Source organism: Streptomyces fildesensis, assembly GCF_016107395.1.
Lineage (GTDB): Bacteria > Actinomycetota > Actinomycetes > Streptomycetales > Streptomycetaceae > Actinacidiphila > Actinacidiphila fildesensis.
Genome location: NZ_JAAIKO010000008.1, coordinates 1 through 13,953, shown reverse-complemented (window position 1 = coordinate 13,953; position 13,953 = coordinate 1). Strand labels below are relative to the sequence as shown.

8 protein-coding genes and 1 pseudogene are annotated in these 13,953 nt (G+C 71.0%); 6 read left to right on the top strand and 3 right to left on the bottom strand.

The window, feature by feature from the left end; translation table 11 throughout:
- Positions 1-35 precede the first annotated feature (35 nt).
- On the bottom strand, positions 36-1,235 hold the full coding sequence (gene metK / locus C6N31_RS14725) for a methionine adenosyltransferase (protein WP_138355984.1): 1,200 nt from the start codon (positions 1,233-1,235) through the stop codon (positions 36-38).
- 211 nt (positions 1,236-1,446) lie between these two features.
- Here metK and C6N31_RS14720 point away from each other — a divergent pair, with 211 nt between their 5' ends.
- On the top strand, positions 1,447-2,013 hold the full coding sequence (locus C6N31_RS14720; protein ID WP_198357670.1) for a hypothetical protein: 567 nt from the start codon (positions 1,447-1,449) through the stop codon (positions 2,011-2,013).
- A gap of 216 nt (positions 2,014-2,229) precedes the next feature.
- On the opposite strand, the gene C6N31_RS14715 is transcribed toward C6N31_RS14720, so the two are convergent.
- Together C6N31_RS14715 and C6N31_RS14710 are read right to left on the bottom strand one after the other, a co-directional pair.
- Positions 2,230-2,436: an acyl-CoA carboxylase epsilon subunit gene (locus tag C6N31_RS14715; protein WP_164607116.1), complete on the bottom strand. Its 207-nt coding sequence runs from the start codon at positions 2,434-2,436 to the stop codon at positions 2,230-2,232.
- A gap of 50 nt (positions 2,437-2,486) precedes the next feature.
- A complete protein-coding gene (locus C6N31_RS14710; protein WP_187145015.1) occupies positions 2,487-4,115 on the bottom strand; it encodes an acyl-CoA carboxylase subunit beta in 1,629 nt (542 codons plus the stop codon).
- 294 nt (positions 4,116-4,409) lie between these two features.
- Here C6N31_RS14710 and C6N31_RS14705 point away from each other — a divergent pair, with 294 nt between their 5' ends.
- The 5 genes and pseudogenes from C6N31_RS14705 to C6N31_RS14685 all read left to right on the top strand — a co-directional run.
- Positions 4,410-5,303, top strand: coding sequence for an ACP S-malonyltransferase (locus tag C6N31_RS14705; RefSeq protein ID WP_232485217.1), 894 nt, complete (start codon positions 4,410-4,412; stop codon positions 5,301-5,303).
- Between the two features lies 1 nt (position 5,304).
- Positions 5,305-6,978 carry an AMP-binding protein gene (locus C6N31_RS14700; RefSeq protein WP_138355988.1) on the top strand — a complete coding sequence of 558 codons (1,674 nt, stop codon included), beginning with the start codon at positions 5,305-5,307 and terminating at the stop codon, positions 6,976-6,978.
- Between the two features lie 22 nt (positions 6,979-7,000).
- Positions 7,001-8,533 carry an AMP-binding protein gene (locus C6N31_RS14695; RefSeq protein WP_381586323.1) on the top strand — a complete coding sequence of 511 codons (1,533 nt, stop codon included), beginning with the start codon at positions 7,001-7,003 and terminating at the stop codon, positions 8,531-8,533.
- Positions 8,530-9,807, top strand: coding sequence for a type III PLP-dependent enzyme domain-containing protein (locus C6N31_RS14690; RefSeq protein WP_138355990.1), 1,278 nt, complete (start codon positions 8,530-8,532; stop codon positions 9,805-9,807). The genes C6N31_RS14695 and C6N31_RS14690 overlap by 4 nt, the downstream gene beginning before the upstream one ends.
- Before the next feature lie 86 nt (positions 9,808-9,893).
- Positions 9,894-13,953 (top strand): annotated as a pseudogene (locus tag C6N31_RS14685) (type I polyketide synthase); the annotation flags it as partial.

Sequence of the window (13,953 nt, the reverse complement as noted above, 5' to 3'; positions counted from 1 at the left end):
CACTCACTCCTCCGGTGCTCTTCCTCGGCCGGCTGTCAGAGACCGGCGGCCTGGCGGAGTTTGGCCGCCCGGTCGGTGGACTCCCAGGTGAAGTCGGCGTCCGTCCGGCCGAAGTGGCCGTAGGCGGCGGTCTGCGCGTAGATGGGCCGCAGCAGGTCGAGGTCACGCACGATGGCGGCCGGGCGCAGGTCGAAGACCTGGCTGACGGCGTCCTGGATGCGGGCCACGGGGATGGTCTCGGTGCCGAACGTCTCGACGAACAGCCCGACGGGGGCGGCCTTGCCGATGGCGTAGGCGACCTGCACCTCGCAGCGCGTCGCCAGATCGGCGGCGACGACGTTCTTGGCGACCCAGCGCATCGCGTAGGCGGCGGAACGGTCCACCTTGGACGGGTCCTTGCCGGAGAACGCGCCGCCACCGTGCCGGGCCATCCCGCCGTACGTGTCGACGATGATCTTCCGGCCGGTCAGCCCGGCGTCACCCATCGGACCGCCGACCTCGAACCGTCCGGTCGGGTTGACGAGGAGCCGGTAGCCCTCCGTCGACAGCGTGAGGCCGAGGGCTTCCAGCTCGGGCTCGACGACGAACTCCCGGATGTCCGGGGCGAGCAGGGAGTCCAGGCTGATGTCGGGCGCGTGCTGGCTGGAGATCACGACGGTGTCGAGGCGGACGGCCTTGCTGCCGTCGTACTCGATGGTGACCTGGGTCTTGCCGTCCGGGCGCAGATACGCCAGCCGGCCGCTCTTGCGAACCGCGGAGAGCCGGCGGGAGAGGCGGTGGGCGAGGGCGATGGGCAGCGGCATCAGCTCGGGGGTGTCGTCGCACGCGTAGCCGAACATCAGGCCCTGGTCACCGGCGCCCTGGCGGTCGAGGTCGTCCTCGCCGCCCTCCACCCGCGACTCGTACGCGGTGTCGACGCCCTGCGCGATGTCCGGGGACTGTGCACCGATCGAGACGGACACACCGCACGAAGCCCCGTCGAACCCCTTCGCGGAGGAGTCGTACCCGATATCCAGCACCGTCTGCCGCACGATCGCCGGGATATCGGCATACGCGGACGTGGTGACCTCACCGGCAATATGTACCTGACCGGTCGTGATCAGGGTTTCGACGGCGACCCGGGCGGTGCGGTCCTGCCCGAGGAGTGCGTCGAGGACGGAGTCACTGATCTGGTCGGCGATTTTGTCGGGGTGTCCCTCGGTAACCGATTCCGACGTGAAAAGGCGGCGGGCCATGGATTCCTCCAGATGCGTATCCAACGCTCCGGTGGACCGTGGAGCGATATCCACGAGAGCGTGCGATCGGCTCCTTGCGGACGGCTAAAGCGAAACCTGTGCACGGCCCGCCCGACGGGGGTAGCCTTTTTTGATGCCCTTGCGGGCTGTGGATCGCTTTAGGGGCGCTTTAGTCCCGCCTGTCGCAATGGATGCGAGAAAGGAGCTATCCATGACCCGCTACCTCATCAGCTTCCTCCCGTGGATCGCCTATGCCTTCGTCGCCACAAGCGATGACTGGCGCAAGGGTGCACTGGTCGGGCTCGGGATCGCCACAGTGGTGATCTGGCGCGATCGCAAGTCCGGCAAGAACTGGGACGAGATGGTGATCGAGACCAGCGCGTTCGTGTTCTTCGCGGGGATCGCCTGGCTGTCCTACGCGCAACCGGACTCGGATCTGGTCCGTTACGGGCCGGCTCTTGTCGACGCATGGCTCGCCCTGACCGCCTGGGGCTCGCTGCTCATCCGTCGGCCGTTCACCCTCGGCATCGCACGCAAACTCGTACCGGAGAAGGTCGCCCGCACGGAGGCGTTCTACCGGACCAACGCCGTCATCACGCAGGTGTGGGGGCTCGCCTTCGCGGCCGCCGCCGTCGTGCTGGCCTTCATCATCCACGCCGACGCGCACGCGACGACGCCCATGATCGTCGTCAAGGTCGCCAGCTTCGTGATTCCCGTGCTCTTCACGATCCGCTACCCCAAAGCCGTCGCCGCGCGCCGAGCGCACCAGACGGCCTGACCCCAACCCGCGCCAACGCTCCCCCCACCGTCCCACCGCCTCAGTGAGTGAGGCGGTGGGTTCAGTGTTGCCCGCCCGTTGCCCGCCCTTGCCCGCCCGTTGCCCGGCCCAGCAGTTCAGCGCTGCGGACCGCACGCTGCGGACCCATACGGTGGACATACGGCTGTGCCCCGGATCCGCAGCGGATCCGGGGCACAGGCGGAGAGTTCGTGGCTGTCAGCCGTAGGCCCAGGCGCCCGGCGGGCTGTAGCTGTCGGGGGTCCAGCGCGGCGGCCGGCTGCTCTGGCCGCCGCGCCCGCCCTGGTCGTCGTCGGCCACGGCCTTCTGCCGGAGGACCGCGAGCAGGGCGACCGTCGCGGCGGCCACCTGTTCGTCGTCCGGCTCGCCGCGGACGAACTGGATGAGCAGTTCGTCCGCGGCCACGTCTGCTGCCGGCTCCTCTGCGGCCGGTGCGCCCGGTGTCGTCATCGCCGTCACACCGGCGGGTTTCCGTGCTTGCGGGACGGGAGCGTGGCGTGCTTCGTGCGGAGCATCGCCAGCGAGCGGATCAGCACGGAACGGGTCTCCGCCGGGTCGATGACGTCGTCGACGAGGCCGCGCTCCGCCGCGTAGTAGGGGTGCATCAGTTCCTCCTGGTACTGCTTGATGCGCTCGGCGCGGACCGCGTCCGGGTCGTCGGCCGCGGCGATCTCGCGCCGGAAGACGACGTTGGCGGCGCCCTCCGCACCCATGACCGCGATCTCGTTGGTCGGCCAGGCGAAGGACAGGTCGGTGCCGATGGACCGTGAGTCCATGACGATGTACGAACCGCCGTAGGCCTTGCGGAGGATGACCTGGATGCGCGGCACGGTGGCGTTGCAGTACGCGTACAGCAGCTTCGCGCCGTGCCGGATGATGCCGCCGTGCTCCTGCGCGCTGCCGGGCAGGAAGCCCGGCACGTCGACGAGGGTGACCAGCGGAATGCTGAACGAGTCGCACATCTGGACGAAGCGTGCGGCCTTTTCCGACGCGTTGATGTCCAGGACGCCCGCCAGTGAAGCCGGCTGGTTGGCCACGATGCCGACCACCTGGCCGTCCAGCCGCGCCAGCGCACAGACGATGTTGGTGGCCCAGGCGGCGTGCACCTCGAAGAAGTCGCCGTCGTCGACGATCTCCTCGATCACCGGCCGGATGTCGTAGGCGCGGTTGGCGTCGGCCGGCACCAGTTCCAGCAGCGACTCGTTGCGGCGGTCGGCCGGGTCGGCCGTCGCGACGGCCGGCGGCAGTTCCCGGTTGTTCGAGGGCAGCAGCGAGAGCAGATAGCGGACTTCGGCGAGGCACTCGGCCTCGTCCTCGTAGACGAACTGCGCCGCGCCGGAGATCGACGCGTGCACGTCGGCGCCGCCGAGCTGGTCGTGGGAGATCTTCTCGCCGGTGACGGCCTGCACCACATCGGGCCCGGTGATGTACATCTGCGAGGTGCCGCGCACCATGAAGACGAAGTCGGTGAGCGCCGGCGAGTAGGTGGCGCCGCCCGCGCACGGGCCGAGCATCACGCTGATCTGCGGGATGACACCCGACGAGCGGACGTTGCGGCGGAAGATGCCGCCGTATCCGGCGAGTGCGGTGACGCCTTCCTGGATCCGGGCCCCGGCGCCGTCGCTGAGGCTGACCAGTGGTGCGCCGGCCGATTCGGCCAGGTCCATCACCTTGTGGATCTTCTCGGCGTGGGCCTCGCCCAGCGAGCCGCCGAAGATCCGGAAGTCATGGGCGTAGACGAAGACCGTGCGGCCCATGACCTCGCCCCAGCCGGTCACCACACCGTCGGTGTAAGGGCGCTTGTTCTCCAGGCCGAAGCCGGTGGCACGGTGCCGGCGCAGCGGTTCGATCTCGGTGAACGTGCCCTCGTCGAAGAGCAGTTCCAGCCGCTCGTGGACGGTCAGCTTGCCCTTGGCCCACTGCTGCTCCGTGGCACGCGGGCCCGGTCCGTCCCTGACCGTCTGTTTGACCAGGTTGAGCAGCGCGACCCGGGACCGCGGGTCCTGGCGGGGTGGCGGGAGCTGTCCCGTCACCGGGGCCAGCGTCTGCGGCCGGGTCGAGGTCATGTCCTCGGCAATGGTCATGGTTCGGTTCACCCATCCACTCGGTCAGGTCCACTCGGTCAGGCGATCGAAGCGATTTCGGAAACAGCCTGAACCTCATTGAAGCCGTGGCTTCGAAGCAGGTGCCACAGCGTCGACCCCCTACCCTCTGCCCGCCCACCCCTATTCCCAGTCCGGTATGGGTGTTGCTAAGGGGCGCGGGCGGGGAGACATAGGGGTTACTCCCCCTTGCGACAGCCCGTAGAAAAGACCGGACGAGGCCAGTTCGCGACAAGGCGGGTTTCAGCGATGACTACGGCAATGGTGTTTCCAGGAATGGGTCCCACCCGTTTCTCCGACCTGGGCAGGTTTCTGCTTCTGAATACCTTTGCCCGAGATCTGCTGCCGATCGCCGACGAGGCCCTGGGCTACTCGGTGTTCGACCGGTTCCGCGAGTCCGGCGAGGATTATTCGGAGGCGGCGCAGGTCGCCTTCATGGTTGCCTCCACGGCGCTCGCCCAGTGGGCCCGCGCCGAACTGGGCGCCGAGGCCGAGATCTGCGCGGGACCCAGCTTCGGCGAGAAGCCGCTGATGGCGTTCTGCGGTGCGCTGGACTTCCCCGACGCGGTGGTGATGACGGCCCGGCTGGCCCGTTGCACCGCCGACTACTTCGCCACCGAGCACCGGGACGTGGTCACCCAGTCCTTCGTCCGGGCCCCCGTCGACGGGCTGCGTGAGCTGCTCGCCGGGATGGACGAGCGGGGCGAGTGGTACGACCTGTCCTGCCGCCTGGACAAGGGCTTCGAGATGATCTCGCTGCGCGAGGAGCATCTGGAGGCGTTCACCGGACGGTTGCGGAAGATCGGTTCGCTGCCGCTGTACGCGATGCGCCCGCCGATGCACTCCTCGCTCTTCACCGGGCTGCGCGACCGGGCGGCCGTCGAGGTCATCGACGCCCTGCCGCTGCGCGACCCCGATCTGCCGGTGCTCGCCGACCAGGACGGCCGGCTCATCGACACCGCCGAGGGGCTCAGGACGATGCTCCGGGACCACTTCGTGAAGCCGGTCGACTGGCCGGCGGTCCTCGCCGAGCTGGGCCGGCGCGGGGTGACGCGGCTCGTGGTGGCCGGCCCCGACGCCCTGTTCAGCCGGGTCGAGTGCGCGGTGCGCAACTTCGACGTCGTCCTGGCCGATCCGAAGCACGCGATGCGTCCCAAGGCAGGTGTCTGACATGAGCGTCATCACGGAGACGGGATCGACGACCGCAGCGGCGGAATCCACCGGACCGACGGCGGCCGCCCTCGACCACACCCTGCACGGCCGGTTCCTGCGCGGCCTCGCGATCGCCCCCGACCGCCCGGCCTTCCGGGTCGGCGGCGTGGACGTCAGCTACACCGAGGCCCACGAGCGCGCCCTCGCCTGGGCGGGTGCCCTCCGGCACGCGGCTCCCGCTGGATCCGGAGGACCGCGCGTCGTCGCCATCCTGGCCACCAAGACCCCTGAGGCCTACATCGGACTGCTGGCCGCCCTCTACCTGGGCGCCGTGGCCGTCCCGGTGAACCCGGACTTCCCCGCCGCCCGCAACCGTTCGATCCTCACGGCGGCCGGCGTCGACGCGGTGATCACCGACCGGCGCGGACTGGCCGCCCTCGACGTCCTGACGGCGGACCAGGACGACCGCGACGCCGCGGACGGCCCGCTGCTCGTGCTCGTCCCGGGCGCGGAACCGCGCCCGGACGTCATCACGGCCACCCCGCGGGAGACCGCCCTCGCGGCGCCGCTGCCGGCCGACGCCGAGGACACCGCGTACATCCTGTTCACGTCCGGCTCGACCGGCCGCCCGAAGGGCGTGCCCACCAGCCACCGCGCGGCCGACAGCTACTTCCGCACGCTGGACGCGCGGTACGGCTTCGGACCCGACGACGTGTTCTCGCAGACCTTCGACCTGACCTTCGACTGCGCCATGTTCGACCTGTTCTGCGCCTGGGGCGCGGGCGGCTGTGTCGTCCCGATCCCGATGCAGGCGTACCGGGACCTGCCGGAGTTCCTGGCCGAGCAGCGGATGACGGTGTGGTTCTCGACCCCCGGCGGCATCGCGCTGGCCCGCCGCACCGGCGCCCTGTCGCCGGGCGCGCTGCCCGGGCTGCGCTGGAGCCTGTTCGCGGGCGAGCCGCTGCACCGGCAGGACGCGGAGGACTGGCTGCGGGCCGCACCGCAGTCCGTGGTCGAGAACCTGTACGGGCCGACGGAGCTGACGATCACCGTCACCGCGCACCGGCTGTCGCCCGGGACCCCGGACGAGCGGTACGTCAACGGCGTCGTCCCGATCGGCCCGGTGCACGAATCGCTCGGCCGGCTGCTGCTCGCTCCGGACGGATCGGTGGACGCCGGAACCGACGGTGGCGGGAGCGAGGCCGCTGAGGGCGAACTGTGCATCACCGGGCCGCAGATGTTCTCCGGCTACCTCGACCCTGCCGAGGACAAGGGCCGCTTCCTGGAGCACGACGGACGGCGCTGGTACCGGACCGGGGACCGCGTACGCCGGTACCCGGACGGCGAGATCGCCTACGTGGGGCGGGCCGACGACCAGGTGCAGGTGCAGGGCTGGCGGGTGGAGCTCTCCGAGGTCAGCCACAGCGTGCGCCGGCTGCCGGGGGTCGAGGACGCCGTCACGGTGGCCGCGGCCGTCGGAGGCAGCCATGAGCTCGTCACGTTCTACACCGGTGAGCCCGCCGCATCGGCCGACCTGGCCCGCCGGTTGACCGCGGACCTGCCGAAGGCGATGGTCCCCCGGCTCTTCCAGCACCTGGAGGAGTTCCCGATGAACCCCAACCGGAAGATCGACCGGTCCACTCTCAGGTCCCGCGCCGAGGCGCTGCTGGACCGCGGCCGGATTCGCAGCTGACAAGGAGATGACCGTGACCACCGTGGACACCGTGAGCGACCACACCGACCGCGCCGCCGACACCCGGCGGCTGCTGCACGAACTGCTGGACACGACGGCGGCCCTGCGGCCCCGGAACATCGCCGTACGCGACTCCAGGGACGCCTGGACCTGGGAGAACCTGGTCCAGCAGAGCCACACCGTGGCCGGCTGGCTGCGCGAGCAGGGGGTGGGCCCGGGCGACCGTATCGTCGTCCGGCTGCCGAACGTCCGCGAGATGGTGGCGCTGCTCTACGCCGCCTCCCGCGTCGGGGCGGCCCTCGTGCCGATCAGCGCGGAGATGAAGGAGTTCCACCTCAAGGCCGTCATCGCCAACTGCGAGCCCCGCGTGGTCGTGGTCGTGGACGGCCTGGCCGAGGGTGTGCAGGCGTTGACGGAGGTGCCCGTGCACGAGGTGGGCGCCCTCTGGGCCGCCGCCACCGACACGGAGGTGCGCGTCACGTCCGAGGCGACATCGGTCGACTCCCCCGCCGTCCTCATCTACACCTCGGGCAGCACCGCCACCCCGAAGGGCATCGTCTGCCCGCACGCGCAGATGTCCTTCGCCGCCGACGCCATCAACCAGGTGCTCGGCTACCGCGGGGACGACGTCGTCTTCTGCCGCGTCCCGCTCTCCTTCGACTACGGCCTGTTCCAGGTGCTGCTGACCTGCCTGTCCGGCGCCGAACTCGTCCTCGCCGACGGGGAGGCCGACCCCAAGCTGCACATCCTGATCCGCGAGACCGGCGCGACCATCCTGCCGCTCGTCCCCTCGCTCGGCGGCCCGCTGATCCGGCTCGCCGAGCGCGACCCGCGCCCGACCAAGCTGCGGATGTTCACCAGCACCGGCGCCGCGCTGGAGCAGCGGATCATCGACGGGCTGTGGCGCTGCTTCCCCGACGCCCGCGTCGTCCGGATGTACGGCATCTCCGAGTGCAAGCGGATCACCGTCATGCCGCCCGACGAGGACCGTACGCGGCCCGGCTCGTCCGGCCGCCCGCTCCCGGGCACCCAGGTGACCATCCTCGACGAGGAGGGCAACGAGGTCCCGGCCGGCGGCAGCGGCGAGATCACCGTCACCGGACCGAACGTCATGGCCGGCTACTGGCGGCTGCCCGAGATCACCGCCCGCACCTTCCGCACCGACCCGGAGACGGGCGTCACCCGCCTGCACACCGGTGACTACGGCTCGCTGGACGCGGACGGCTATCTGTACTTCGAGGGCCGCCGCGACGACATGTTCAAGCGCAAGGGCATGCGGGTCAGCACCATCGAGATCGAAGCCGCCGCCATGGACATCCCGGGGGTGCGGAACGCCGCGGCCCTCAAGCCGACCGCCGACCGCGACCTGCTGCTGTTCGTCGCCGCCGACCTGCCGCCGCAGACCGTGCTGCGCGAGCTGGCGCAGCGGCTCGAGGCCGTCAAGGTCCCGTCGCTGTGCAAGGTCATCGACGACTTCCCGCTGACCGCCAACGGCAAGAACGCCAAGCAGCAGCTCGAGGCGCTGCTCGTGGCGGAAGAGCTGGCCGCAGGATGACCATCACCGAGGCCACGGCCGTTGTGACGGACGAGGTGCTGGTCGCGCGCTACGGATCACCGCTCTACGTCTACGACCTGGACCGGGTCATCGCCGCCCGCGACGATCTGCGGGCCGCCCTGCCGGAGCAGTTCACCCTCTTCTACTCCCTGAAGGCCAACCCGCACCCCGGGCTGGTCCGCGCCCTCGGCGAGGGCGACGGGGCGTGCCGCGCCGAGGTGTGCTCGACCGGCGAGCTGGCGTCCGCGCTCGAAGCCGGTCACCGCGCCGACCGGATCCTCTACTCCGGTCCCGGCAAGACGGCGGAAGAGATCTCCGTCGCGCTGACCGCGGGCGTCCGCACCTTCTCCGTCGAGTCGCTCGGCGACCTGCAACGACTGGGCGCGCAGGCGGTACTCCACGGCACCACCGCCGACGCCCTGATCCGCGTCAACAGCGCGGCGGCCGCGGCCACCACCAGCATCCGGATGACCGGTACGCCCTCCCAGTTCGGCTTCGACGCGGAAGGTCTCTCCGACCTGCTGCCGGAGATCCGCGCGGTGGAGGGGATCCGTGTCGCGGGCGCGCACTTCTTCCCCCTCAGCAACTCCAAGGACGAGGCGAGTCTCATCGCCGAGTTCCAGGAGACCATCCGCGGAGCGGCCCGCCTGGAGGCCGAACTCGGCACGCCACTGAGCCTGTTGGACATCGGCGGGGGCTTCGCCGCCCCGTACTCGGTGCCCGGGAGCCGGCCCGTCTACGGGAATCTGCGCGCCGCACTGGAGGAGACCCTCGACGAGCACTTCCCGCGGTGGCGGCAGGGCGTCCCGGAGATCGCCTGCGAGTCGGGGCGCTATCTGGTCGGCGACAGCGGCCGGCTGCTGACCACGGTCACCAACGTCAAGCAGAGCCGCGGCCGGACCTTCGCGGTGCTGGACGCGGGCATCAACACCCTCGGCGGCATGGCCGGTCTGGGGCGGCTGCTACCGCTCTCGGTCGAGCCCAAGGCCGGCCGGCGGGACGGCGGCGGCGAAGCGGCGGAGGAGACCGTCGTGACCCTCGCCGGGCCGCTGTGCACCCCCGGTGACCTGCTCTCCCGGTCCGCCCGCATGCCCCTCCCGCGGCCCGGCGACGTGATCGCCGTACCCAACGTGGGCGCGTACGGGCCCACCGCGAGCCTGCTGCTGTTCCTCGGCCGTCCCGCGCCGGCCGAAATCCTGCTCAGAGCCGGTGAAGTGACGTCGGCATCGCGCCTGATCTCTTCCCGCGCAGAAATCGACACTGGAGTTCAGTGATGAGCGAGTCCGCATCCCACGAGTCCACCGCAGACGGCTCCGCCGTCGATCCGGCCGACCGGGCCGAGCTGGTCGATCTGGCCGCACTGGCCGGCCTGGCCGAGGCGGAGCAGTACCGACGCCTTCTCGCGGTGGTCCGAAGGGAGGCGGAAGCGGCGCTGCGCAAGGCCGGTCGGGAGGGGCAGTTCCCTCTCGACCTGTCGCAGCCGTTCCTGCAGCTCGGCTTCGACTCGCTGGCCGTCGTCGATCTGCACCGCCGGCTCAGCGACGCGACGGGTCTCGACCTGCCGATCACCATCGCCTTCGACCACCCGACGCCGACCGCGCTGGCCAGGCAGCTGATGTGGGAGATCTTCGGCGTCCGGTTCGACGGCCGTACGGCGGGCGAGGTCGCTTCGCGTCAGGCCGACCCTGCTGTGGGCTCGGCTTCCGGCTCCGGTTTCGACGAGCCGATCGCGATCGTCGGGATGGCGTGCCGCTACCCGGGCGGCATCAGCTCGCCCGAACAGCTGTGGGACCTGGTGGTGTCGGGCCGGGACGCCATCGGCACGCTGCCCACCGACCGCGGCTGGGACGTGGAGGGCCTCTACGACCCGGATCCGGACGCGCCTGGCAAGACGTACACGCGGGAAGGCGGTTTCCTTTACGGAGCGGCCGAGTTCGACGCCGACTTCTTCGGCATCAGCCCGCGCGAGGCCGCCTCCATGGACCCGCAGCAGCGCCTCACCCTGGAGACCTCCTGGGAGGCGTTCGAGCGGGCCGGCATCGACCCGGCCGGGCTGCGGGGATCGGCGACCGGCGTCTTCGTCGGGGCCGAACCGCAGGAGTACGGGCCCCGGCTACACCAGGCGCCCGAGGGCTACGAGGGCTATCTGCTCACCGGCAGCGCCACCAGCGTGATCTCGGGGCGCGTCGCTTACACCCTGGGCCTGGAAGGCCCGACGCTGACGGTCGACACCGCCTGCTCCGCGTCGCTCGTCGCCCTGCACCTCGCGGTCCAGTCGCTGCGCGCCGGCGAGTGCTCGCTCGCGCTCGCGAGCGGCGTCGCCGTGATGTCCAGCCCCGGCGCCTTCACCGCGTTCAGCCGGCAGCGCGGACTCGCGCCGGACGGACACTGCAAGCCGTTCGCCGAGGCCGCCGACGGAACGTGCTGGGGCGAGGGCGTCGGCGTCCTCGTCGTCGAACGGCTCTCCGACGCGCAGCGCAACGGCCACCGGGTGCTGGCGGTCGTGCGCAGTAGCGCGATCAACCAGGACGGCGCGAGCAACGGTCTCACCGCCCCCAACGGCCCGTCCCAGCAGCGCCTCATCCAGCAGGCCCTGGCGAGCGGCGGGCTCACCGCCGCCGACGTGGACGCCGTCGAGGCGCACGGCACCGGAACGAAGCTCGGCGACCCCATCGAGGCCCAGGCCCTGATCGCCACGTACGGGCAGGGCCACGACGCCGACCACCCGCTGTGGCTGGGCTCGGTGAAGTCCAACATCGGCCACACGGCCGCCGCCGCGGGCGTTGCGGGGATCATCAAGATGGTGCAGGCGATGCGGCACGAGACGCTGCCGCCCACCCTCAATGTCGATACACCGACACCGCATGTGGACTGGTCGGCGGGGTCTGTTGAGTTGTTGACGGAGGCGCGGCCGTGGCCGGTGCGGGAGCGTCCGCGTCGTGCGGGTGTGTCGTCGTTCGGGATCAGTGGGACGAACGCGCATGTGATCGTGGAAGAGGCTCCGGCCGAGGTCGTGACGGATGCGGTTGCTTCGGTTGAGCTGCCGGTGGTGCCGTGGGTGCTGTCGGGCAAGACGCCGGAGGCGTTGAAGGCTCAGGCGGCCCGGTTGCGGGAGTTCGTGCTGGCCGATGCGGGTCTGGATCCGGTGTCGGTGGGTTCGGCGCTGGCGACCACGCGTGCGGGCTTCGCGCAACGTGCGGGTGTGGTGGCGGCGGACCGTGAAGGCCTGCTGAACGCTCTGGACGCGGTCGTTGACGGCGAGGCCAAGACCGCTGTGGCCGGCTCCGGTGACCTGGCGTTCCTCTTCACCGGCCAGGGCAGCCAGCGCGCCGGGATGGGAAGCGAGCTCTACGCCGCGTTCCCCGTGTTCGCGGAGGCACTGGACGCCGTCGCGGAAGCGTTCGACGAGCACCTGGACCGTCCGCTGCTGGATGTCCTTTTTGCGGACGACAGCCGGCTGAACGAGACGGGCTGCACCCAGCCCGCGCTCTTCGCGCTGGAAGTCGCACTGTTCCGGCTGCTCACGTCGTGGGGCATCCGTCCGCAGGTGCTGGCGGGCCACTCCATCGGGGAGTTGGCTGCAGCGCATGTGGCGGGTGTCTGGTCGCTGGAGGATGCGGCGCTGCTCGTCGCGGCTCGTGGCCGCCTGATGCAGCAACTTCCCGCCGGTGGTGCGATGGCGGCGATCCAGGCCACCGAGGCCGAGGTCCTGCCCCAGCTCACCGACAGGGTGGGGATCGCGGCCGTCAACGGCCCGACGTCCATCGTCGTCTCAGGTGACGAAGACGCCGTGGCTGCCGTGATCGCGCACTTCGATGGCATCGGACGGAAGACCAAGCGGCTGACCGTCAGCCACGCCTTCCACTCCGTCCACATGGAGGCGATGCTCGACGAGTTCCGGCGCTTCGCCTACATCCTGGAGTATTCGGCACCGTCCATCCCGATCGTGTCGACGCTGACCGGGCAGGCCGCGACCACCGATGAGCTGACCGACCCCGAGTACTGGGTCCGGCACGTGCGCGAGGCCGTGCGCTTCGCCGACGCCGTCACCACCCTTGAGGGCCAGGGCGTCACCACATTCCTGGAACTCGGCCCGGACGGGGTGCTCACCGCCATGGGTGCCGAGAGCGTCACCGACGCCGTCCTCATCGCCACGCAGCGCCGCGGCCAGGACGAGGCGCTGGCCCTCGTGTCGTCCGTCGTCGACCTGCACACGCAGGGCACGGAGGTCGACTGGCGGGCCTTCTTCGGCACGGGTGCCACCACCCCGCTGCTGGATCTGCCCACCTACGCCTTCCAGCGGGAGCGCTACTGGCTGGACGACGTGTCGGGCTCCGCCGACCCCTCGGCCCTCGGGATCGAGGCCACCCCGCATCCGCTGCTCGGCGCTGTCGTCGCGGTGGCGGGCTCCGACCGGCTGGTGCTCACCGGCCGGCTGTCGCTGCAGACGCACCCCTGGCTCGCGGACCACGCGGTGGGCGACACCGCGCTGCTCCCCGGCACCGGCTTCGTCGAACTGGCCGTCCAGGCCGGCGACCGCGCCGGCTGCCCCGTACTGGAGGAGCTGACGCTCCAGGCGCCGCTGCTGCTCGACGGTTCCGGCGCGGTCGAATTCCAGCTGGTCGTGGAGGAACCCGGTCAGGACGGCAAGCGGCCGCTGGGCATTTTCTCCCGTCCCTCCGGCGCCGACGACTCGCTCTGGACGCGGCATGCCGAAGGCCTGCTGCGGTCCGAGGACACGGCTGCCGTCATCCCGGCGGCCGACAGCGCATGGCCGCCCGCCGGAGCCAAGACCATCGAGGTCGAGGGCGCCTACGACCGGATGCGCGACCAGGGATACGGCTACGGCCCGTCCTTCCAGGGCCTGCGCGCCGCCTGGCGGCTGGGCGAGGAGGTCTTCGCGGAGGTCGTCCTGCCCGAAGGTGTCGACGCCACCGGCTACGCCCTGCACCCCGCCCTGCTCGACGCCGCCCTGCACGCCATCGGCATCGACCGCCCCAGCGAGAACGCCGAGCTCCCGTTCGCCTGGACCGACGTCGTCCTGCACGCCTCCGGCGCGACCGCCCTCCGGGTCCGCGTCACCCCGGCCGGCTCCGGCTACTCGCTCCGCCTGTCCGACGTTCAGGGCGGTCCGGTCGCCGATGTCGGCGCGCTGGTGCTGCGGCCGGTCGTGGCCGCCGAGTTGAAGGCCTCCCAGTCCACGGGCGGGCGGAACCTCTACCACGTGGAGTGGTCCGCACCCCGGGCCGGCGGAACGGAATCCACCGGCGAGACGGTGCTGGTGCGCGTGCCCGCGCGGGTCGAGCCGATCGAGACACTGACGGCCGTACTCACCGAACTGCAAACGCTGTTGGCCCTCGACGACGACCGCCGTTTGGTGGTGGTGACGCGGGGTGCGGTGGCTGTTCTGCCGGGTGAGG

What these genes read in the sequence shown, in the direction of transcription:
- metK (WP_138355984.1), bottom strand. Translation starts at nt 1,235, where the DNA reads ATGGCCCGCCGCCTTTTCACGTCGGAATCGGTTACCGAGGGACACCCC.
- C6N31_RS14720 (WP_198357670.1), top strand. Translation starts at nt 1,447, where the DNA reads ATGACCCGCTACCTCATCAGCTTCCTCCCGTGGATCGCCTATGCCTTC.
- C6N31_RS14710 (WP_187145015.1), bottom strand. Translation starts at nt 4,115, where the DNA reads ATGACCATTGCCGAGGACATGACCTCGACCCGGCCGCAGACGCTGGCC.
- C6N31_RS14705 (WP_232485217.1), top strand. Translation starts at nt 4,410, where the DNA reads ATGGGTCCCACCCGTTTCTCCGACCTGGGCAGGTTTCTGCTTCTGAAT.
- C6N31_RS14700 (WP_138355988.1), top strand. Translation starts at nt 5,305, where the DNA reads ATGAGCGTCATCACGGAGACGGGATCGACGACCGCAGCGGCGGAATCC.
- C6N31_RS14690 (WP_138355990.1), top strand. Translation starts at nt 8,530, where the DNA reads ATGACCATCACCGAGGCCACGGCCGTTGTGACGGACGAGGTGCTGGTC.